The 22,136-nt window shown below is 69.3% G+C and carries 14 protein-coding genes and 1 pseudogene; 13 read left to right on the top strand and 2 right to left on the bottom strand.

Features of this window, described 5'->3' with window-relative positions; all coding sequences use genetic code 11:
• Window positions 1–28: 28 nt before the first annotated feature.
• The 8 genes from ACFYQ5_RS08700 to ACFYQ5_RS08735 all read left to right on the top strand — a co-directional run bounded on the left by ACFYQ5_RS08700 (window position 29) and on the right by ACFYQ5_RS08735 (window position 11,054).
• A complete protein-coding gene (locus ACFYQ5_RS08700) occupies window positions 29–1,183 on the top strand; it encodes a MinD/ParA family protein (RefSeq protein WP_389195029.1) in 1,155 nt (384 codons plus the stop codon).
• A gap of 41 nt (window positions 1,184–1,224) precedes the next feature.
• The gene (eccCa, locus tag ACFYQ5_RS08705; RefSeq protein ID WP_389195032.1) at window positions 1,225–5,199 is read left to right on the top strand and encodes a type VII secretion protein EccCa; all 3,975 of its coding nucleotides are present in this window, start codon (window positions 1,225–1,227) and stop codon (window positions 5,197–5,199) included.
• Window positions 5,200–5,237: 38 nt separating this feature from the next.
• The gene (locus ACFYQ5_RS08710) at window positions 5,238–6,656 is read left to right on the top strand and encodes a DUF6177 family protein (protein ID WP_389195035.1); all 1,419 of its coding nucleotides are present in this window, start codon (window positions 5,238–5,240) and stop codon (window positions 6,654–6,656) included.
• Between the two features lie 124 nt (window positions 6,657–6,780).
• On the top strand, window positions 6,781–7,116 hold the full coding sequence (locus tag ACFYQ5_RS08715) for a hypothetical protein (protein ID WP_351278237.1): 336 nt from the start codon (window positions 6,781–6,783) through the stop codon (window positions 7,114–7,116).
• A gap of 55 nt (window positions 7,117–7,171) precedes the next feature.
• Entirely contained in the window at window positions 7,172–7,483 is a 312-nt protein-coding gene (locus tag ACFYQ5_RS08720; protein ID WP_351278240.1) for a pore-forming ESAT-6 family protein, read from the top strand.
• A 96-nt stretch (window positions 7,484–7,579) separates the two neighbouring features.
• Window positions 7,580–8,008, top strand: coding sequence for a DUF6507 family protein (locus tag ACFYQ5_RS08725; protein ID WP_389195040.1), 429 nt, complete (start codon window positions 7,580–7,582; stop codon window positions 8,006–8,008).
• Complete coding sequence (locus ACFYQ5_RS08730) at window positions 8,005–10,482, top strand: hypothetical protein (protein WP_389195042.1); 2,478 nt, start codon at window positions 8,005–8,007, stop codon at window positions 10,480–10,482. The genes ACFYQ5_RS08725 and ACFYQ5_RS08730 overlap by 4 nt, the downstream gene beginning before the upstream one ends.
• Window positions 10,483–10,541: 59 nt before the next feature.
• Window positions 10,542–11,054 carry a hypothetical protein gene (locus ACFYQ5_RS08735; protein WP_389195044.1) on the top strand — a complete coding sequence of 171 codons (513 nt, stop codon included), beginning with the start codon at window positions 10,542–10,544 and terminating at the stop codon, window positions 11,052–11,054.
• A 4-nt stretch (window positions 11,055–11,058) separates the two neighbouring features.
• Here the strand turns inward: ACFYQ5_RS08735 and ACFYQ5_RS08740 are convergent, their stop codons facing one another.
• Window positions 11,059–11,487: a hypothetical protein gene (locus ACFYQ5_RS08740; protein ID WP_389195047.1), complete on the bottom strand. Its 429-nt coding sequence runs from the start codon at window positions 11,485–11,487 to the stop codon at window positions 11,059–11,061.
• Between the two features lie 750 nt (window positions 11,488–12,237).
• On the opposite strand from ACFYQ5_RS08740, the gene ACFYQ5_RS08745 reads away from it, so the two are divergent.
• From ACFYQ5_RS08745 to ACFYQ5_RS08765, 5 genes and pseudogenes are all read left to right on the top strand, one after another.
• Complete coding sequence (locus tag ACFYQ5_RS08745) at window positions 12,238–13,089, top strand: immunity 49 family protein (protein WP_389195051.1); 852 nt, start codon at window positions 12,238–12,240, stop codon at window positions 13,087–13,089.
• 435 nt (window positions 13,090–13,524) lie between these two features.
• A pseudogene (locus ACFYQ5_RS08750) lies at window positions 13,525–13,690 on the top strand (RidA family protein); the annotation flags it as partial.
• 705 nt (window positions 13,691–14,395) lie between these two features.
• Complete coding sequence (eccCa, locus tag ACFYQ5_RS08755) at window positions 14,396–18,370, top strand: type VII secretion protein EccCa (RefSeq protein WP_389195055.1); 3,975 nt, start codon at window positions 14,396–14,398, stop codon at window positions 18,368–18,370.
• A 112-nt stretch (window positions 18,371–18,482) separates the two neighbouring features.
• Window positions 18,483–18,893, top strand: coding sequence for a RidA family protein (locus ACFYQ5_RS08760; RefSeq protein WP_389195057.1), 411 nt, complete (start codon window positions 18,483–18,485; stop codon window positions 18,891–18,893).
• Between the two features lie 577 nt (window positions 18,894–19,470).
• The gene (locus ACFYQ5_RS08765) at window positions 19,471–20,421 is read left to right on the top strand and encodes a pentapeptide repeat-containing protein (protein WP_389195060.1); all 951 of its coding nucleotides are present in this window, start codon (window positions 19,471–19,473) and stop codon (window positions 20,419–20,421) included.
• Window positions 20,422–20,615: 194 nt separating this feature from the next.
• Here the strand turns inward: ACFYQ5_RS08765 and ACFYQ5_RS08770 are convergent, their stop codons facing one another.
• Window positions 20,616–21,659: a hypothetical protein gene (locus tag ACFYQ5_RS08770; protein ID WP_389195063.1), complete on the bottom strand. Its 1,044-nt coding sequence runs from the start codon at window positions 21,657–21,659 to the stop codon at window positions 20,616–20,618.
• Between the last annotated feature and the right edge of the window lie 477 nt (window positions 21,660–22,136).

Here is a 22,136-nt window from a genome sequence, read left to right on the forward strand (position 1 = left end):
GGCAGCACGGCGGAGAAGAAGGGCAGAGATGCCGAACGCGGACAACTGGCAGGGCGATGTGCTGCGCGACCTGAGAGGCGCGGCCCCCCAGGGCGGGCAGAGCCCCGGCGACGCGACACCCGGCGCTTCCCCCCAGGGTGGCCCGGGCCTCCCCGTCCCGAGTGGCGGTGCGCCTGTTCGAGCCGGTCAGACCGGCCCTCAGGGCCGCCACGAGCCACCGGCTCCGGCTCCCCACACCCCTGCGGCCGGACCGCCCCGCAACACCCCCGACTCGCTGTCCGTGGTGGACGAGGCCCTGACCGGAGCGATACGCAAGCCGCGCCACGGGGAGCCCTTCGCCTCGCGTGCCGTGCATGCCGTGCGCCGCATCGTTTCGTCATCGGCGGCGCGCGAGGTCGCCGAGCTCACCCGCACCGCCGAGCGGCTCCAGCAGCCCGTGACGACGGGCCGGCAGATCGCCGTCACCTCCATCCGGGGCGGCGCGGGCAAGTCGACCGTCGCCGCGCTCCTCGGCACCACGTACGCCCACTACCGGCAGGACCCGGTCCTCCTCGTCGAGGCCGACCCGGCACTCGGCTCCCTGCCGCTGCGGCTCGGCTCCCCGTCCCTGCGCTGGACCACCGGCGACGTCGCGAACATCGTCGAACCGCAGATGTCCCTCCTCGACGTGACCGGTTATCTCGTCCAGCTCCCGGACAACGCCTGGCTCCTGCCCGGCAGTCAGGGCCAGATCGGCGCGATGCTGGACACCAGGGCGTACGAACGGGTCATGGTCTCCCTGCGCCGCTACTTCGGTGTGACGGTCGTCGACTGCGAGACGCTGCCCGCCGAGGTCGCCCGGGTCGCGCTCTCGGCCTCCCAGGCCCGCGTGCTGACCACCCCGGCGACCCTGGAAGGCGTCATGAGCACGTACAACGTGCTCGAGTGGATGAAGGGGCTGCCCCGCCACGTGATCGAGGGCACGGTCGTCGTCGTCACCGAACAGACGCCCCTCGCCGGGATCGACCTCGGCAAGGCCGCGGACAAGCTCGGGTCCACCGGGGCGAGCGTGCAGGTCCTCCCGTACGACCGGCATCTCGCCGCCGGCGGTGCCATCCGCACGGAGCTGCTCGCCCGCTCGACGCGACGGGCCGCCACCCTCCTCGCCGCGGATGTCTTCCAGCTCTCGCAGAAGCGTCGCTGACCCATGCCGCTCCCGAGCCCGACCCTGAGTGACGGACGATCATGAGTACCCGGCTGATACACCGCCCGGCCCGGACCACGCGGCCTCCGGCCACGTCCGAGGCACGCGTCATCGAGGCCCCGCCCAACCTCCCCGAGGGGAAGGCGGGCAACATCGCGATGTCGCTGCTGCCCGTCGCCGGGGTCATGTCGTCGGTCGTGATGATGACGGTCGTGCGCAACAGCCAGTTCGCCGCGCTCGGCGCGATCATCCTGGTCGTCACGATCGTCGGCTCCGTCGCGCTGCTCTTCTCGCAGCGCGGCAAGGCGCAGCGCACCCGCCGCAGCCAGCGCGAGGCCTACCTCGCCTACGTCGAGGACCTGCGGGAGGAGCTCTCGGGTGAGGAACGCGCGCGCCGTGAACGCGCCGACGTGCTCAACCCGCCGCCCCACGCCCTGTACGACATCGTGCGGGATCCGGCCCGCCTGTGGGAGCGCCGCCGCGTCGACGCCGATTTCCTCCAGGTGCGGCTCGGCACCGGCGAGATGCCCGTACGCGATCTGCGCATCGCCGATCAGGGCTCGACGGTCCTCACCCCGCCCGACCTCTTCATGCTCAACGAGGCGTCGGCGCTGATGACCCGCTTCCGCACCGGCACCGAACTCCCGCTGGCCGTCCCTCTCGACCGGGTCGGCGACATCAGCGTCATCGGCCCCCGCGAGGACTGCCTGCGCGTCGTCCGCGCCCTCCTCGTACAGGCCGCGGCGACGCATGCCCCCGACGACGTGGCGATGGCGCTCGCCGTGCCCGGCGACCGGGTCGCCGACTGGGAGTGGGCCAAGTGGCTGCCGCACCTGCTGGACACCGAACAGCTGGACGGCCCGGTCGCCGCCCGCCGCATCGCCCCCTCCGCGCCCCAGCTCGCCCGGCAGCTCGGCCCCGAACTGCGCCGACGCGCCTCCTACGCGGCCGAGCTACGCCGGGGCCTGGCCGGCAAGGACGCCTTGTCCATGACGTCCCGGCTGCTCGTCGTCACCGACGGCCACGGTGAGGACGCCGTCGACCTGCCACGGCCCGACGACGCCGTGGGCCTGCGCGACATGGGCGTCACCGTCCTGCATCTGCTCGAACAGCGCGTCCAGGAGCCGGGCCACGTCGGCGTCCGGATCAGCGTCGAAGGCTCCGACGTGCTCATCGAGGACCTGCGGGGGCAGGAACCGGTCAGCGCCCACGGCACCGTCGACGAGGTCGGCATCCCGTTCGCCGAGGGCCTGGCCCGGATGCTGGCGCCGCTGCGCCTGTCCGCCGAGTCGCTCGTCGACGCTCCGCTGTCCGGCCCCGTCGACTTCGCCGGCCTGCTCGGCATCGACGACGTGGCCCGGCTCGACCTGTCCCGCCTCTGGGCTCCGCGCGGGGAACGCGCCTTCCTGCGCGTGCCCATCGGCATCAGCGACTCCCACGAACCGGTGCTCCTGGACCTGAAGGAGTCCTCGGAGCTCGGCATGGGCCCGCACGGCCTGTGTGTCGGCGCCACCGGATCCGGGAAGTCGGAGCTGCTGCGCACCCTGGTCCTCGCCCTGGTCACCACGCACCCGCCGGAAGACCTCGCCCTGGTCCTCGTCGACTACAAGGGCGGCGCGACCTTCGCGCCGTTCGCCGGTCTGCCGCACGTCGCCGGTGTCATCACCAACCTGGAGAACCAGGCGGGCCTCGTCGAACGCGTCCACGCCTCCCTCGCCGGTGAGGTGAAGCGCCGGCAGCAGGCGCTCAAGGACGCGGGCAACATCGCCGACATCGGTGACTACGCCGCACTGCGCGCCGAGAAGCGGCCCGATCTGGACCCGCTGCCCCACTTGTTCGTCGTCATCGACGAGTTCGGTGAACTCCTCACGGCCAAACCGGACTTCATCGACCTGTTCCTGTCCATCGGCCGCATCGGACGCTCCATCGGGGTACACCTGCTGCTCTCCAGCCAGCGCATCGAGGGGGGCAAGCTCAAGGGCCTGGACACCTATCTCTCGTACCGGCTCGGCCTGCGCACCTTCTCCGCCGACGAGTCCCGGACGGTCCTGGACACCACGGACGCGTTCCATCTGCCGCCCCTGCCGGGTTTCGGCTACCTCAAGGTCGACACCAGCCACTACGCGCGCTTCAAGGCCAGCTATGTGTCGGGCGGCTACCGGGGCCCCGTGCAGCGCGCGGACGAAGAGGAGGCCGGACCGCTCGCCCTCGAGTACGAAGCGTTCAACTCCCTCTCCTCCGGCGAGGGTTCCGGCCCGCAGGAGCCCTTGTCGCGGCGCCGTGAGACGGGGCCGACGGAGATGGGCGTCGTCGTCGGACAGCTGGAGGGCGCCGCCAGGCCCGTACGCAGCATCTGGCTGCCCCCGCTGCCCGCCGCCCTCACCCTGGACAGCGTCGCGGGCCCCCTGGACGCCGGCCCGCGCGGTATGCAGCTCGCCAAGCGCCGGGGCGCGCTCCAGGTGCCGCTCGGTCTGCTGGACGACCCGACGAAGCAGTGGCAGGGCCAGTGGTTCCTGGACCTCACCGTGGCCGGCGGCCACGCCGCCTTCATCGGGGGCCCGCAGTCCGGCAAGACGACTCTCCTGCGTACGTTCGTCCTCTCGCTCGCGCTGACCCACACCCCGCAGGAGGTCGGCGTCTACGGCCTCGACCTGGTCGGCGGTGGCCTCCAGGCCCTGTCCGGCCTGCCGCACGTCGGCGGCGTCGCGGGACGCGCGGACCGCGAGCGAGCGGGACGTACGGTCGAGGAGGTGCGGAGCATGCTCGCCACCCGCGAGGACCTCTTCCGCGAGCGCGGCATCGACTCCGTCGAGCAGCTGCGCACCCTGCACGCGGCGGGCCGGCTGCCTCAGCTCGCCTCGGCCGAGATCGTGCTCGTCATCGACGGGTTCGGGGCGCTGCGCGACGACTTCGAGGACCTGGACGACGCCGTCGTCGACATCCTCAAGCGCGGCGGCGGCTACGGAATCCACGTCGTCGCGGGCATGCTCCGCTGGAACGACGTACGCATCGCCACCCAGTCGACCTTCGGCACCCGCCTCGAACTGCGGATGAACGACCCGAGCGAGTCCAGCATCGACCGCAAGCTGTCCCAGACGCTGTCCCCCGACGAGCCTGGCCGCGTCCTCACCGACGGCAAGCTCTTCGCCCAGGCGGCCCTGCCCCGTACCGACGGTCTCGCCGACACCACCGATCTGGGAGCGGTCCTGGAGCGCGCGGCCCGTACGGTCCGCGCCACCTGGAGCGGCGAGGTCGCCCAGCAGGTGCGGGTCCTGCCGCACGTCCTGGAACCGCACCTGCTGCCGGGTCCGGCCGCCGAACCCCGGCGCGTACCGATCGGCGTCGACCAGACGGCACTGGAGCCCGTCCTCCTGGACCTGTTCGAGCACGATCAGCACCTGCTGGTCATGGGCGACAGCGAATGCGGGAAGACGAACCTCCTGAGGACGATCGCCGACGGCCTCATCGACCGCTACAGCGAGGACGAGCTGGTCTTCGCCGTCATGGACCCCCGGCGAAGCCTGCGGGGCGCGATCCCCGAGGAGTACAGGGGCGGCTACGCGTACAACGCCAAGCTGTGCTCCGGTCTTTCGGCCGGAATCGCCACCGAGCTGGAGAAGCGGCTGCCCGACGACAGCACACGCGTCGAGGACCTGGAGCCCGGAAACTGGGGCAGTGGCCCACGGATCGTGGTCCTCATCGACGACTACGACGTGCTGACCACGGCCGGTCAGTCGCCGCTCTCCCCCTTCCTGCCCTACATCCCGTCCGCGGTGGACATCGGCCTCCACTTCGTCCTGACGCGCCGGGTCGCGGGCGCGTCACGCGGGATGTACGAGCCGCTCGTGCAGGGCCTGCGTGAGTCGGGGGCCTCGGCCGTCCTCATGGCGGGCGACCGCAGCGAGGGCCAGCTGTTCCCGGGCGTGTACGCCACCCAACAGCCCGCGGGGCGCGGCGTGCTGATCCGCAGGGGGTACGCGAACCGCCTGATCCAGACCGTGTACACGCCCGGCTGACCTCCGGCACCGACGCAGCGAAGGACCGAACGGACCTCATGACCAAGGACGTCATCGCCCTCACCACCCGCATGCCCGACCCGTGGACCGTGCTCGTGGGGTTGCTCTCCGGAGGTCCCGACAAGCTGGTGGACACCCACGGCGACGGCGCCGTCGTACAGCTCTGCGACCCGGAGGGCAGGCCCCTGGTCTCCGTCGAGGCACCGCTGCTCGTCCAGGTCGCCGGCGAGGCGGAACGTCTGCTCGGAGCCACTCCGCCGCCGCTGCCGTTCTGGTGGACGGAGGCCCGGGCCACCACCGGTGTCGCGGAGGCCGAGCTGCTCGCGGGCACGTTCGCGGCCCGGCTCGCCCACCTGGCCGGTGGCTCCGCCTGGCCCCCGGAGGCCGCCCGCTCGCTGGCCGTGGTGCCCACCGAGAGGGTGAGCGTCGCGCCCACACCGGCCGCGGCGATCCCCGCCGTCGACGTCCTCACGGACAAGGTCGCCGTCGTCATCCAGGACCGCCCGGTCGTCGCCATGACGGCCTGGCTCGCGGAGGCCTACCGGGCCGCCACGGAGGCCGGAATCGGACTCCAGGTCGTCGCACCGGCCGGGACGACGCTCTCCCCGGCGGCACGCCACCTCCTGGGAACGTGGCCGTCCCGCTGGATCGTCCAGGACGAACGGGACGGCTACTACGACGGGCTGTCGGGAGCCGTACTGCGCTGGCAGGACGGCATCTTCGCGCCGGTCGCGGGCCCCGGCGCGACCGCCGACGAACCGGACAGCCTGGTCGCCGCGTCCTACGGAGAAGTGTCGGAGACCGGCGAGCGGCAACTGGCGATCACGTTCCGCACGATCCACCCCGCCGACGACCGATTGGTGCTCGGCGGCGGCCTGGAATCGGTGTGGCGCGAGCTCACCGGTGCGCCCCCGGCAGGCTGGGGGACGGCCGAACCCGCCAATCTCCCCTGGTCACCGCAGCGCCTCACGGATCTGGCCCATGAGCGGTCCCCCCGGCCGACGTGGGCCGTGGTCGTCGGCAGCCCGGACCGGCCCGGGCTCGCCACCGTCCGCGTCACCCGCACGACGGCGGGAGTGGAGGAGGAGGTGACGCTGGCGTTCGGTTACGGCGCCGACGAGGAGATACCGCTGGACGCGCTGCCCCGGGCGGCCGAGGTGCTCGCCACCCGCCACCGGCTCCGGTCGATGCTCGTCCAACTCCGCGGAGCCCGCCGCGATCTCGCGGTGCCGCCCCGCTTCGAAAGCCCCGGCGTCCCCCTGGCCTTCGTCCTGGGCGCCGACGAGGTCCGCGAGATCCCGGGCGACCGCGCCCGGCGTACTCCGCTGGCGGCGAAGCCTGTTCAGCTGGGGCCCAGGGCACGTCCCGCGCTGTACTACCCGCTGCCCGGTGATCCGTCGGACCTGACGGGGTGGCAGGACTTCGAGCGGTTGGTGCGGCATCTGAAGGGCTCGTGACAGAAGCCGCCGCCGAAGTGTATTGGGATGGTCACAGTGGTGTGATTGCTGATTGCATCAGTGATGTGCGGGTTGATAGACATGACGGTTCGTACGGTTGTTCAGTCCGGTAGGGGGAAGCCTGATGAAGTTCGACATGGGGGCATCGGTTCTGACGACCCTGAGGTCGCGTTCCTCGGAGTCGAGTACGGACCTGGGCACGCTGATCAATCAGCTGATCCAGGCGGCGCAGCCGCTGGAGGGCAAGTTCAACGGCGCCGGCAAGGTGGCCTTCGACTCGTTCAAGACGCGTTCGGACGAGATCACCGCGGCGCTGAACGGATCGCTGGCCGCGCTGCTCGGCGGGCAGTCGGGGATGGACGCGGCGTTCGGTGAGGGTGACCAGGAGCAGGGCGAGAACGCGAAGTCGCAGATGGCATCCGCGAACTTCGACGCCGCCCGCTTCTCGGGTCGCGGCTGACCGCCTCACCTTCCACTTGCAGGCTCGGATCTCATTCCACGGGGAGTAATCAACTATGGCCACGGACAGTGACCGCCGTTCGTACGACACCGGTGCGTCGACGGAGGCACAGGGCAACATCCAGGCGGTCATCGCCCGCCTGGAGCAGGTGATCTCGGCGCGGGACGCCCAGGTGAAGGCGGCGATGCTGGACTTCGCCGCGGACGGGGTGGCGGATGAGTACCACGGCAAGGAACTGCGGTGGAACAACACCTCGAACGAGGTCAGGAACATCATCCAGTTGCTGAAGACCACGCTGGAGAAGAACGACGGCACGGCACAGCAGACGCTGGCGCGTGCGAAGGCAGCGGTCGACAACATCGGCTGACGCTCAGCGCGTCCGGAGCGGGAGGAACGTTCCTCCTGGCACGGACGAGGCGGTGACGCGGTTCGGTGGTGCAGGGGTACACGGGGGTGGGCGTTCATGACGGCGTGGGACATCAAGCCGCAGGGTGTGCAGGGGCAGTTGCAGGTGACCGGTACGCATGCGGGTGACCTGGAGAAGGCTCTGACGGCGCTGGTCACGACGATGTCGGAGGCGGCGACGGCGGCGGGGACCGCCGTGCCGGGTGCGGAGGCTTCAGTGCCGCTGCAGGGCCCGGTGCCGGTGGGGGCAGCCCCCTTGTCGGCGCCCACGCTGGGGGCGGTGGCCTCTGCGCTGAGCCAGTACCTGGAGCAGCGCCAGGGCTACCTGAAGTCGATGGCGGAGCGTATCCAGGCAGCTGTGCTCGGTGCGGCGAAGGCCACCAACGAGTACGTGGCGGGCGACCTGGACGCGGCGAAGCACGCGCAGGACGCGGCCAAGGCGGTGCGGCTGGACCTGCTGAAGGACGCTCCCGGGGGGAACAAGTGAGCAACGACCAGCCGATACCTCTGGAAGGCATCCCGGTCTTCACGGGGAATCTGGCCACGCTGGATGTGAAGGTCACCGAGCTGACGTCGGCCGGGGCGACGATCGCGACGACGACCGGCGATGTCCACAGCAGCTTCGGCGGTCTCCAGGCGTTCTACAAGGCGCCGGAGGCGGAGCAGCTGTTCGCGACGACGAAGCCGGTCGTGGACACCGGGCTGACGCTGCAGTCGGACCTGAAGACCATCGCGGGTGCGCTGAGCACGTACTCGGACACGGTCTACCCGCTGGTGGAGAAGCTGAAGGAGATCAAGCGGGACGCGGGCGCGTTCCTCGTGAAGGTCAACGCCGATGACAAGTGGCGTGAGGACGGCGACCTGATCGAGGAGAACAACAGCCGGCGCGATGAGATCGTCGAGACCCTGGTCGCGTTCCAGGAGGCGGAGACCGCCTGTTACAACAAGATCGTCGCCCTCGTATGCCTCCTGCCCCTGAAGAAGAGCGACGGCTCCGACAGCCCGAACCAGTACGGCTACGACGCCGAAACCCTCAAGCAGGCCGAAGGCCTCCCCTGGGGCGATCCGCTGGTGGAGTCCACACCGGGGTGGCAGGTGTGGGAGCACGCCTGGGACTTCACCAAGGGTTTCTTCGTCGACGGGGTCTGGGGCACGATCAAGGGCCTGGGCACCCTGGTCGGCTTCGACGGCTGGGACGCGGCCGGCCAGGCGTGGAAGGGCCTGGCCCAACTCGCCACCGGTGTCGCGATATCACTCAGCCCGGTGGCGGCCGTGCAGTTCTGGACGGCGAAGGACGAGGAACTCCCCACCTGGCTGCGTGAATCGCGCACCGCGGTGAAGGAGACGGGCAAGGCGCTGATCGCCTACGACCAGTGGGGCGAGAACCCCTCCCGGGCAGCCGGCGCGGTCACGTTCAACGTGATCACCACCGTGTTCACCGGCGGTACGGGTGGCGCGGTCGCCGGCGGCGGCAAGGCCGCCCTCGCCGCAAAGGCCCTGTCCACGGCGGGCAAGGTTAGCCGGTTCGTGGACCCGATGACGTACGTCTTCAAGGGCGCGGGCTTCGGCCTCACGAAGGTCGGCGACGCGATGGCCGGCCTCAAGGGCCTGGGCACCGTCGAGATACCCCCGCTCCCGGACAACGTCTTCACCCTCCCCGAAGGAGCCGTACGCCTGGCCGACGGCACGATCGACCTCCCCGCGGGCGCAGCCCTCCCGGAGGGCGCGGTCCGGCTCGCGGACGGCACGGTCCAACTCCCGGAGGGCGTGATCGCCCTCCCGGAAGGCACCGTCAAGAGCCCCTTCGACGAGGGCGCCGCCTACGCCGGCCCCGCCGGCCTCTACGACGAACACGGCAACCTCATCCAACGCGCTGACCAAGCCCGCAAGGAAGCCAACAAGGCCGACTTCGACACGGACACCCCGGAGCACACCCGGGTGGAAACCCCGGTGCAGCAGCCGGTACTGGTCGGGGCGGGGGCGCGCGCGGGCGACGACCTGGGCGATGTCGGCCGGGCCGAGAACAACCTGCCCGGCAGCGGCGGGGCGCCCGACCACACTTCAGGCGGCATGGCGAACCAGATGCCGAGCAACAACCCCGAGAACAGCGTGCCCGCCCTCCACCAGGGAGGTGGCGCGACAGGCAGGGGCGGCGAACTCCCTGCGCACCCCTTGCCAAGCAACAGCATCAAACCCCAGGACGTCGGCCCGTCTGCCAGCCAAGATCAGCTCAGCAACTCCGCTGCCCGCAACAGTCCTCCCCACACTGACGGCCCGACCAGTAGCGGCGGCCCGGACGTTCCGGCCCGAGCCGCAGACGACACTGTCCACAGCGACCATCTGCCAGATGAGGGCGGTGACGGGTCAAACCACATTAGCGAATCCGGACGCTCCGACGACACTGACATGTCCTCCAGGACTGATCCGTCTGTCGCGGACCTGCATGGGCGCAACCAACCTGATTACACCCGGCCGGCTCTACTGCCTGCGGATGGCCCACTCACGCTCAGAGATGTGCGCAACGCTCGTCCCGTCCGCACTCGCTGGGAACAAGGTGAGGAACTGCATCGTCAAATGTGGCGTGGGGGACCCGAACGGCATTATCCGGTCCCTACCAGCACCGATCCGCGGTACCCCGTGACTGCCACCGGAGGTCGTAAAGTTGACGTTCCCGTCGACTTGCCGGACGGGCGTACGGTCGCCGTCGAAGTGAAGACCTACGGCCCGTACCGCACCATTACCCTCAAGGACGGCACACACCAGACGATCCGAAACGAGGTCCCGCTAAGTAAGCACATCAAGGAACAGATCCACAAGGACATAGCCTTGAGGCGTATGAATCCCGGGTATGATCCTCGATGGTCGTTCACACATGCTGGCCCATCAGATGACCTTCGCGCCTATCTAAAGAAGGCGAAGATCATCTTCCTCGAATATGGGCCTGCACCCAAAAAGAATTAGGCGAAGTCCCCGCCGGGCCGAATTGGGCTCGACCAAGATTGCTTGAAAGGCTGCATCGCATGCAGAACGAGACCTCAGACGAGGTAGACGCAGACGTTTCAGAATGGGCTGCGGGGGCACATCGCAACGCCGCCGAACTCGCTCTGGCTCTCGGCGTCACACAAGCACAGTATGCGGAGGACCCGCTGTCTCTCCTGCCTAACCTCCAGAACTACGTTGATCGGCTACCGCTGGGCGAGTTCGAGCAATCGGACTGGATCACCCTCCACACTGACCTGACCTCATTCTTGGGCGATCTTCTGGTACGGCGTCGCGAGGCGACGTGGGCCAAAGTCGACGACCCTAGCTCACCGGCCAGGTATCGCTACTTCATCGAGACCAGGGGACGCGACGGGAAAGTCTATCGCGTGGAGCCATATGACGTGGTGATGGAAGAGTTTGAGCACCTCCCAATCGAAATTGGTCGCCTGATTGCGAATGCAGAAGAATCGTTGCATGTAGCGACCAATATCAACGAAAGCACCTCAAGCCAATCGCCACTTGGGGACGGTTTCACGAACGATAACCGATAGGTAATCAGCCCAAGGTTCTCCCCTCGTGGGCAAGCCGAACTCTCACCAGTTCCCCTGATCTGCTGACCAACAGATCAGGAACATCTTCTTCGTGGAAGCGGATCTGGCCGATAACTCCCTCAGTGCTGGAGTTCCATGCGAGCCGCTCCACAAGCGAGTCAAGCTCGGCAAGAAACTCGGCATGCACCTCCTGCCGTGCGGTCAGAGACCAGCCGCCGTCTGTTCGAGTGCAAACGCCCACCAGCACGCCACCGATACGGGCCGCAGGTCCACGCGCTGCGAGCAGAGGGGTCATGTCGCCCGTGTCCGCACGACCTCGCTCGTCGTTCTCCCCGGCCTCGATGCCGAGGTGCCATCGCAGATCGGCGAGCACGGCGCTCGACACCGAAGCCTGCAAGTTCAGGGCGAGGTCTACGGCATACACATCACTCATTTCACCAAGCTTAAGGGCCAGTACGCCTGCCCGGCGGCACCGTCCAACCTCATCCAACGCGCCGACGAAGCCCGCAAGGAAGCAAACAAGGCCGACGTCGACACGGACACTGTGGAGCACACCCGCGTGAGACCCCGGTACGGCAGCCGGTGCTGGTCGGGACGGGGGCGCGTGTGGGGGGGCGGCCTGGCCGATGTCAGCCGGGCCAAGAACAATGTGCCTGGAAGCGGGGCGCCCGGACATCCCTTGGGCAGCTCAGCAGAGCACATGCCGGGCAACAGCCTGCCCGAAACACAGGAAGCGCGGCAATGAGTGATCAGACGTCACGTTCCCCACCGCCCAGCCATGATCGGCGATCCAGAGTCCGACGTCCCACCGCCAACCGTGCACAAGCTCGTCAGCCTCGATCTTTCGTTACAGGCCTCCGACGGAGTCGAGGGCCCGTTTCGTTGTCGATGGCCGGGGCGGGAGGCTGAGGGCCGGGGTGTCGTCGCGGGTGGATGCCGGGTTCCACTGCTCCGGGCTGGATCCTCCTACCTGGAGAGCCGACTCATGAAGGCAGGTCTGCCGTACCTTCATGATCAGGCGGACCTGTGGCGGGAGGAGGCCGATGGCACGTACGTCGGCGGCGGAAGGTACTCGCCGAAGAGCCTGAGTGCGGTCGGCGCACACAACCTGGCGCCGAGCCCCGTGCGAGGCGGCTTCCGGAGCCGTACTCAAACACTTCAAGCTCTTCTAAGGAGCGACGCCTTGACTCCGCGCATCCCCCGCCATCCCTTCCCCGTAGACAACGCGGAAGTAGCGCTCACCTCGCTCAAGGAGAGCGCGGAGCGGTGGATCAGTGGTCTGGAGGACGATTCGACCGGCTTGGGTGAAGCTCTGGACACCACGCTCATGGTGGCCAAAGTGCACTGCCTGACGGATCCGCAGGGGGCGAGCTTTCCCACGTGGGATGCCTGGGTGGACGCCATGCAGGTTGGTTCGGCCGTGTTCGCTGCCGCGACCGCCACCGAGGGTCAGGTACCGTGCCGGATCGCGCACGAGGACCGTACCCTCCAGGCCACTGGCCCGCAGCAGTACGTGACGCCGGGTGCCTGGCTCACCGCCTTCTACCTGGCCGTGGTGTGCCGGGAGCGGGACAGGATCACGGCCCTGTGCCGGGTACCACTGCCACTGCTCCGGGACAACGATGCGCAATTCGACGAGTTCGAGTACGCCTGGATCGACACGCTGCAGACCTACTGGCTCGGTGGTGACGGCCTCAGTGCAAAGCTGGTGGCCGCAATCGACGGCACGGACCCGGCAGTCGCCACTCAGCCGGAAGCTGCGGGCAAGCTGATGTATCCGCCGATGGAGATGTTTCACCGGATCCTTCGCGGGGACCACGCCGGCTTCGACCGGGCCCTCGCCGCAGCTCTGGAGTGGCACAAGGAGTACTGGACCGAGGAGGGACGGGCGGCCCGGATCTCGGGGCTCGTCGCCCTTGCCCCGCTCGCCATGGCCTGCTTCGCCCGGAACGAGGGCATCCCGGTCGAGATGGAGTCCGAATACCTGCCCGCCACTCTCCTCGCCGGCAACTGGTGCGGCGAATTCCCCACGTAGACGATCAGTCTCCCACGCCAGCTATCGAGGGCCCACAGCAACGGCTCGCCTTTGAATCCCCTGGGTGATTCAGAGGCAGCGGCTTTTCCGTTCCTGGTTATCAGGAATTCTGTACGGATCTCCGCCGACTTCCCCGCACCCACCTCCTTCTCGGTGTCGAGGGTCGGGCAGTTCGACCACGTGGCATCACCCGTGATCGCGACCCTCACGGACGGAGCGGCCCGACTCCTCGAAGGCACCGTCACGCACCCCTGGGACGAAGGCGCCGCACACGCCGAACGCAAGGGCAACCTCTACGACGAGAGCGCCACGACGCCCATGACCCATGAGCGAGTTACCGGTGTCTTACGAAGAAGGATCGTCACTATGCCGGCGGACGGGGCGCGGCTTGGATGGAGGCATGCCGAGACGGTCGTCCACGGCCGGCCCGATCGGTTGCCTTCCTCTACGCGGCAGGAGGACCTGGTAACCGCATGCGGGGCGGTCCGGGACGCGTTTCGGCGACCACAATGTCCCGAGTACGCTGCTCGGCGTCACCGTTCTCGGAAACGACGACCAGCTGGTGGAGATCGAAGGCGTGACCGCCTTGCTCGACTCCTGATTGCACGGCGGCCGACTCTCCGCCGTGCCCCGGACAGACAAGCGCCCTTGGACCTGCCCTCCGCTACCCAGCAGCGGCAGCCCGAGGTGGTACCGCCCCCATGACCAGCCGACGCCGACGCTCGTCGAGATGCGGCAACAACGTCTGGAACGCCGCCGCCAGGACATACACCAGAACAACGTGTCCGACAGCTGGAAGCCACGACTTGTTTTCCGGCACGCCCTGAGAGCTCATCACACGATCTTGTTAAAGTGAGCTGGTAGGGCGTAATCGGCGTGCGGATCCGGCCGTTCGTGAGGGTGGGTACTCGACAGTGGATCGTGGACGATGAGTCGTGGACGCTGATCGAGCCGCCGTTGCCGCCTCTGCCGGAGCGAGCCCGACCGGGGTTCGGCCCGGGCCGGACGTGCCGGCGGCGCTCGGACCGGTGGCAGAGGGCAGGGGTTTTCGACCGGCTGCCTCACCGGACGGACGCCCCGTGCGGGGATCGGCCTCGCAAGGCCGCACAGCAGCTCGCGTCCACCGGAGCGAGCGTGCAGTTCCTCCCGTTCGGCCGTCACCTGGTCACCGGCGGAGCGATCCGCACCGAACCGCTCTCCGGCGCGACACGGCAGGCCGTCACCCGACTCGCCGCGGACGTGTTCCCACCTGCGCAGCAGCGTCGCTGCTCCCCTTGCCGAGCCCGACCGTGAGTGACGGACGCCCATGAGCACCCGGCTTATACACCGCCCGGCCAGAACCATCCGGCCCCCGGCCGCCGCGCCTCCCCTCACCATTGAGGCCCCGCCCAACCTCCCCGAGGGGAAGGCGGGCGTCATCGCGATGACGCTGTTTCCCGCCGCCGGGGTCATGTTGTCCGTCGTGATGATGACCGCCGTACGCGACAGCCGGTTCGCCGCGCTGGGCGCGGTCGTCCTCGTCGTGACCGTCATCGGCTCCGTGTCGCTCCACCTCTTCCCCCACGGCAGGGCCCAGCGCGCCCACCGGACGCGGCGGGAGACCTACCTCGCCTACGTCGAGGGCCTGCGCGAGGAGCTCTCCGCGGAGGAGCGCGCGCGCCGGGAGCTCGCCGACGTACTCGATCCGCCGCCGGACGCCCTGTACGACATCGTGCGGGACCCCGCCCGCCGGTGGGAACGCCGCCGCGACGACACGGACTTCCTGCGTGTGCGGGTCGGCGTCGGGGAGATACCCGTGGGCGACCTGAGGATCGCCGACGCGAGGTCCTCCGTCCTCACTCCACCGGACCCCTTCATGCTCAACGAGGCTTCGGCGCTGGTGAGCCGATTCCGTACGGGGACCGACCTGCCCCTCACGGTGCCCCTGGACCGGGTCGGGAACATCAGCGTCATCGGCCCACGCGAGGACTGCCTGCGGGTGGTCCGCGCCCTGCTCGTCCAGACCGCCTCGACACACGCCCCCGAGGACGTGGCGATGGCGCTCGCCGTGCCCGGCGACCGGATCGCCGACTGGGAGTGGGCGAAGTGGCTGCCGCACCTCCTGGACGCCGAAGAGCGGGACGGTCCGGTCGCCGCCCGGCGTATCGCCCCGTCGGCCCCCCAGCTCGCGCGGCAGCTCGGCGCCGACCTGGGCCGCCGCGCGTCCTGCGCGGCAGAGGTGCGCGGAGACCCGGCCGGGCGCGACGCCCTGTCCATGACCTCCCGCCTTCTCGTCGTCACCGACGGGCATGGCGGGAACGCCGTCGATCTGCCCCTCCCCGACGACACGGTCGGCCTGCGTGACATGGGCGTCACCGTCCTGCACCTGCTCGAACAGCGCGTTCAGGAGCCCGGACGCGTCGGCATCCGGCTCACTGTCGAGGGCTCCCGGGTGGTCATGGAGGATCTGCGCGAGCCCGAACCCGTCAGCGCCCACGGCACCGTCGACGAGGTCGGCAGCTCCTTCGCCGAGGGCCTGGCCCGGATGCTGGCGCCGCTGCGGCTGTCCGACGATGCGCTGGTGGACGCCGCCCTGTCGGACACCGGCGATCTCGCCGGTCTGCTCGGCATCGACGACCTGGCGCGCCTCGACCTGACCCGGCTGTGGGCCCCACGCGACGCCCACGCCTTCCTGCGCGTGCCCGTCGGCATCAGCGACACGCACGAGCCGGTGCTGCTCGACCTCAAGGACTCCACGGAGCTCGGCATGGGCCCGCACGGGCTGTGTGTCGGCGCCGACGGTCCGGGACGGTCCGAGTTCCTGCGCTCCCTCCTCCTCACCCTGGTGACCACGCACCCGCCCGAGGACGTCGCCCTGGTCCTCGTCGACTACGAGGACGGTGCGACCTTCGCACCGTTCGCGATGCTCCCCCACGTCGCCGGTTTCATCACCGGCCTGGAGGACCAGCCAGGCCTCGTCGATCGCCTCCACGCCTCGCTCGCCGGTGAGGTGGAGCGCCGTCGGCAGGTCCTCGAGGACGCGGGCGGCGTCGCCGACATCGGTGAGTACACCGCACTGCGCGCCGAGGAACGACCCGAGCTGGATCCGCTGCCGCACCTGCTCGTCGTCATCGACGAGTTCGGTGAACTCCTGGCCGACGAGCCCGGCTTCATCGAACTCCTCCTTTCCGTCGGCCGCATCGGCAGTTCCCTCGGGGTGCATCTGCTCCTGTCCGGCCGGCGTATCGAGGACGACAGCCTCAAGGAGCTGGACACCTTCCTCTCGTACCGGATCGGTCTGCGCGCCTTCTCCGCCGAGGAGTCACGCGCGGTCCTGGACACCACGGACGCCTTCCACCTGCCGCCGCTGCCGGGTCTCGGATACCTCAAGGTCGATACCCGTCATTACGAGCGCTTCCAGGCCTGCCAGGTCTCCGGCGGTTACCGGGGCCCCTCGCAGCGTGCGGACGAGGCGGAGAGCGGGCCTCTCGTCCTGGAGTACGAGGCGTTCAACGCCCTGTCCACACCGGGCGACTCGCGCCCGGGGGAACCGGCGCCCGGGCGCCGCGAGACCGGGCCGACCGACGTGGACGTCGTGGTCGAACAGCTGGAGGACGCCGCTGCCGCGGTACACGGCATCTGGCTGCCATCGCTGCCCGCCGCGCTCGCCCTCGACAAAGCCGCCGGTCCGCTGGAAGCCGGCCCGCGCGGAATGCAGCTGGCCGGGCGGCGGAGCCCGCTCCAGGTTCCGCTCGGTCTGCTCGACGATCCGACCGGACAGTGGCAGGGACAGTGGTACCTGGACCTCACGGCGGCCGGTGGCCACGCCGCCGTCATCGGTGACCCGCAGTCGGGCAGGACGACCCTCCTTCGCACCCTGGTCCTGTCCCTCGCGCTCACCCACACCCCGCAGGAGGTCGGTGTCTACGGTCTCGACCTGGCCGCCGACGACCTCCAGGTCCTCGCCGGGCTGCCGCACGTCGGCGGCATCGCGGGGCACGACGACCGCGCACGCGTGGTGCGCGCGGTCGAGATGGTGGGAAGCATGCTCGAAGCGCGCGAGGACCTCTTCCGCGAGCACGCCGTCGAATCCGTCGAGCACCTGCGCACCCTGCACCGGACGGGCGGGCTGCCCCAGCTGGCGTCGGCGGAGATCGTGCTGGTCATCGACGGATTCGACGCACTGCGTGACGACTTCGACGAGCTGGACGACACGATCTTCGACATCCTGGAGCGGGGCGGTGCCCACGGCATCCACATCGTCGCAGGGATGCGCGGCTGGAACGAGGTGCGCACCACCACCCAGGCGTCGTTCGGTACCCGGGTCGAGCTGTGTCTGGACGACCCCGGCGAATCCGGCATCGATCCGAAGCTCGCCGAGACCCTGTCACCCGACGAACCCGGCCGCGCCCTGACCGACAGGGGGCTCTTCGCCCAGACCGCGCTCCCGCGTACGGACGGACGCGCGGACGCCACCGATCTGGAGGCCGTCCTCGACCGCACGGTTCGTGCGGTCCAGGACGCCTGGAGCGGTGAGGTCGCCGCGCCTGTCCTGGTGCTGCCCCACATCCTGGAACCCCATCTGCTCCCCCGCCGGGCCGCCGAGCCCCGACAGGTGCCGATCGGCCTGGACCAGGACGCGCTCGCTCCCGTTCTGCTCGATCTCTTCCGCCAGGACCAGCACCTGTTGATCCTGGGCGACAGCGAGTGCGGCAAGACGACTCTCCTCAGGACCGTCGTCCGCGGCCTCATCGACCGCTACAGCGAGGACGAGCTGCTCTTCGCCGTCGTGGACCCGAAGCAGGGTCTGCGCGGTGTGATCCCTGAGGAGTTCGACGGCGGTTACGCCCACAACGCCAGACTGTGCGAGGGGCTCGCCGCCGGAATCGCCATCGAGCTGGAGAAGCGGCTGCCCGACGACAGCACTCCCCCCGAGGACCTGGAGCCCGGCAACTGGGGCGCCGGCCCACGGATCGTGGTGCTCGTCGACGACTACGACGTACTGCTCGCGGATCGCCATTCACCGCTCGACCCGTTCGTGCCGTACATCCACTCGGCGGTGGACATCGGCCTCCACTTCGTCCTGTCGCGCCAGGTGGCGGGCGCGTCGTGGGGCATGTACGAGCCGCTGGTCCACAGTCTGCGCGAGTCGGGGGCGACCGCCCTCCTCATGGCCGGTGACCACAGCGAAGGCCAGCTGTTCCCCGGGGTGTACGCGAGCCGGCAGCCGGCGGGCCGAGGCGTGCTCATACGCAAGGACCGGCCGAACCAGCTGGTCCAGACGGTGTACACGCCCGAATGAAGGCTTCCGCAGCGCCGTGCAGGGCGAGAGCCAGGTCGAAAAATGACGGGACGCCCGGACGGCGGACTGCTAGGAATACGAACCTCAGCCCGTCCACGAGGACTTGGATGCCATGCCCCGCGCCGTCACGCTCATCCGTTCCACCGCCCTGTCCGACGTGGCCGAGTACGCCTACGCCGCCACCGCACCCGCCGACGCGCGGTTGATCTTCCTCGCCGGGGCGTGCCCGCTGAACGAGGACGGGACCACAGCGGCCGTCGGCGACTACGCCGGCCAGGCGGCGAAGGCCCTCGAGAACATGAAGACCGCGCTCGCAGCGGCGGGGGCCGGCCTGGAGGACGTCGTCAGCACGCGCGTCCTGGTCGCGTCCACGCGGCAGGAGGACCTGGTAACCGCCTGGGAGGTGGTCCGGAACACGTTCGGCGACCACGACGTCCCAAGTACGTTGCTCGGCGTCACCGTTCTCGGATACGAAGACCAGCTCGTGGAGATCGAAGGCGTCGCCGCCGTGCTCGACTCCTGACCGGCCGGCAGCTCAGCCCCTGCGCCGCAATCCGCAATCCGCGATCCGCGATCCGCAATCCGAGATCACTTCGGCGGCAGGCCAGGGCCGTGGTCCCTCAGACCCCGGCGGTGCAGAACACGCATGCCTCCCGGAACGGCAGCACGTCCAGCACCCGGTGACGTACGCCCGAGGCCATCGCGGCCTCCTGCGGCCCGGGCGGGACGCCCGTGCCGGACCTCGCGGTCGGTGTCCTCCACCCTCGCCCGGTACGTACGCGGGTACCCCTCCGGCCCGGGGCGGCTCGTACGTCAGTTCCTCCCAGCGGTGCTGTCCCCCCTGGTGGTGGGACAGCACCGGTGGGAGGACGCGCGGCAGTCAGGGCGTGTGCGCGCCCGTTCGTGTGCCCCGGCGGTGTGGCTTCATAGTTGCTCCGGCTCCATGGCGTGCCATGGGCACGGTGACGAAAGATCTTGGCGTCGGACAGCTCCGCCGGATTGCACATCGGCGCGCCGTGAAGCGACACCGTCGGCACGGGAGACGCGGGTCCGAGGCGAGCAGCCCCAAGGCCCGCAGCCGGACGGATCGGTTCGGACTGGTGGCGGTCAGCCTGCCGGGACTGGCCGCGCTGGCCGCACTGCTGTTCACCTGGATGCAGGTAGGGCAGACCAGCAAGGAACTGCGCATCAGTGAGCAGGGGCAGATCACCAACCGGTTCAACGCGGCGGTCACCAACCTGGGATCGGATTCCGTGGATGTGCGCCTGGGGGGAATCTACGGTCTCGAGCGCATCATGCAGGACTCCGTCCGCGACCACCCCACGGTCGTCTCCGTCCTGACCGCGTACGTACGCCGGCACGCCCCCCTGCCAGGGGCCGACGCCAGGAAGCAGCAGAACCCGTCGTCGGAGGCTGCCCCGCCCACTGATATCGAGGCGGTGATGAACGTGTTGGCCCAACGGCCGCTCGACGTCGACGAGGCATTCCAGCTGGATGTGAGTCGTACCGATCTGAGGGGACTGAGATCCGGGCGCGGCGGCAGCGAATTCGCTTCGATGGTTTTTCAGGAGGCAGACCTGACCGGCGCGAACCTGAGCGGCGCCAACCTGACCGACGCGAACCTGGACGGCGCCGTCCTCCGCGCCTCAAGTCTGATCGACGCACACCTGGCGGGCGCTCTCCTGACCGACGCGGACCTGACCAGCGCGGACCTGAACAAGGCGGATCTGACGAGCGCGGGACTGACGGGCGCCCGCCTCACGGGCGCGAAGCTGAACGGAGCCAGCCTGAACGGTGCGGTCGCTGAGCGCACCGCCTTCCGCACTGCGGAGCTGAACGGCGCAAAGCTGATCTGGGCCGACCTGACCGACGCGGACCTGACCGGCGCGCATCTGACCTATGCGGACCTGACCTACGCGGACCTGACCAGGGCCGACCTGACCAAGGCGGACCTGACCGGCGCGAATCTCACCGGCGCGAACCTCACCGGCGTGGATCTCACGGGCGCGAAGCTGAAGGGAGCCCGTGGGCTGCCGCCATCACGGCGCTGAGCCCACGCCCCCGCCCGCATTTCGGGCTTCCCCGGAGAGGACGTGCGGTCCGACGGCGACGGCCGGACCTGGGCCCATTCGGTCTCGAGCAGTGTCGTACGCACACGAGCGCCGCCGTCGGTGTCCGCGGCCGAGGCCGCCGACAGCCTGTTCCTGAGGCCATGTCGGGGAGTCGGCCGCCGAGCCTCACCCGGTCACTCCCTGGGTATGTCGTCCGCACATGAAGAGAACGGGTTTCGTTGCACGCACAGCAACAGCGCATGCCACCGCGTGTCTTCCTGACTGGCACCTGCGGCCAACGCCGCAGCGCACGACGGATCGGAAAGGCCCCAGAGAGATCCGTCCGACCAACCGACTTGACGCGTTCGGTTCTCAATCGTATCCACACATGCCGCCGACGGCTTGTAGCGCTTTATCTCCTTCAGCAATTCCAGGTACTGGGAATTACTGAGTGCCTCGATCCGCTGCTTCACCTTCCTTCCCGCCTCTTCCCGCTCGCTTGCGGAAGATTTCGGATCCCGGTACGTCCGCAGCGCGTCGCATACTTCCTCGATGTTCTTCTGAATGTCCTTTCGATCCTCCGGATCCTCCGGCGCCGAATTCGAGTGATGGGACGCCCCGAGCCCCGCGCCGACGTCCCCCGCGGCCCTCAAGAACCACTTGGGCGGCCCCTGTGGAGCCTCCGACCCCGCCGAAGGCGGCGGCGGGTCCATGGCTTCGGTCAGCGCCTTCACGATCCTGATGCACGCGGCCCGGTCCTCCGGCGTCATATCCGGATCCTGGATCGCTTTGAGCGCTGCGGTGATCCCTCCCACGACACTCATGTACGCGGCCCGGTCCTCCGGTGCCACATCCGGATCCTCGATGAGGGCCAGCATTTTCGTCAGTGCCTCCTTCACCTCCTTCTTCACCTCCTCCGGCGCTTGCGCTGTCCGGATCTCCACCTCCGCCTTCAGTTCCCCAGGCTCCGTCGGAAGCGGCGACGCGTCCGGGGACGGTGGAGTGTCCGACGACGTCGGCGTGTCGGCAGGAGTCGGCGGCGTGTCAGCGGAGGGCGGGGTAGCCGGCTGCGTGTCTCCAGGTGGGGGGTTCTCCGGCGGCGGGTTCTCCGGCGGCGGGTTCTCCGGCGGCGGGTTCTCCGGCGGGTTCTCCGGCGGCGGGGGTGGGGGTGAGGGTTCGGCCGGCGCTGCGGGCAGGGCACCGGCGAGGGCACCGGGCACTGCCGCAGCAGCGGTCACACTCGGCAGCGCACATGCGGCAGCGAAGCAGGACACACCGACCAGGCGGGAAATTTTCCTTCGGGGGGTTTTGGCCATGATGGCTCCACATACTCTCGGGACGTGCTGGTCCGCCCTGGATCCATGCGTGCAGGCCTGCGGCCATCGGAGATCCACAGCGAAATCGGAGCGCGGCGGGAGTTGTCACCAATGTTGACCCCTTCGCCACCTCCCGCAACTCGGGCACACCCACACTCCTAAAGGAGCCGACCCATCAGGAGTTGTTCAAATCTGAACACTTCTGAGTCCATCAGATTTAAAATCGCCCCTTACCGCAAAAAGGCGGAAGATGGCATGGGTATTGCGGTGCCCCGATTACCCGGTACACCTGCGGTGGCGGTTCAGGGTCGGCGCCGTTGGCGACGAACGCCGCGAATCGTCAACCGGCGCGCCGCGCCCGCTCGCGACCGGAGAGCGTACGGCGAGGCACCTCACCGC

Source organism: Streptomyces sp. NPDC005794 (assembly GCF_042871445.1).
Taxonomy (GTDB): Bacteria; Actinomycetota; Actinomycetes; order Streptomycetales; family Streptomycetaceae; genus Streptomyces.

Excerpts from the sequence above, each read along its gene's own strand:
- ACFYQ5_RS08735 (WP_389195044.1), top strand. The coding sequence starts at position 10,542 with ATGCAGAACGAGACCTCAGACGAGGTAGACGCAGACGTTTCAGAATGG.
- ACFYQ5_RS08760 (WP_389195057.1), top strand. The coding sequence starts at position 18,483 with ATGCCCCGCGCCGTCACGCTCATCCGTTCCACCGCCCTGTCCGACGTG.
- eccCa (WP_389195032.1), top strand. The coding sequence starts at position 1,225 with ATGAGTACCCGGCTGATACACCGCCCGGCCCGGACCACGCGGCCTCCG.
- eccCa (WP_389195055.1), top strand. The coding sequence starts at position 14,396 with ATGAGCACCCGGCTTATACACCGCCCGGCCAGAACCATCCGGCCCCCG.
- ACFYQ5_RS08710 (WP_389195035.1), top strand. The coding sequence starts at position 5,238 with ATGACCAAGGACGTCATCGCCCTCACCACCCGCATGCCCGACCCGTGG.
- ACFYQ5_RS08700 (WP_389195029.1), top strand. The coding sequence starts at position 29 with ATGCCGAACGCGGACAACTGGCAGGGCGATGTGCTGCGCGACCTGAGA.
- ACFYQ5_RS08725 (WP_389195040.1), top strand. The coding sequence starts at position 7,580 with ATGACGGCGTGGGACATCAAGCCGCAGGGTGTGCAGGGGCAGTTGCAG.
- ACFYQ5_RS08740 (WP_389195047.1), bottom strand. The coding sequence starts at position 11,487 with ATGAGTGATGTGTATGCCGTAGACCTCGCCCTGAACTTGCAGGCTTCG.
- ACFYQ5_RS08715 (WP_351278237.1), top strand. The coding sequence starts at position 6,781 with ATGAAGTTCGACATGGGGGCATCGGTTCTGACGACCCTGAGGTCGCGT.
- ACFYQ5_RS08720 (WP_351278240.1), top strand. The coding sequence starts at position 7,172 with ATGGCCACGGACAGTGACCGCCGTTCGTACGACACCGGTGCGTCGACG.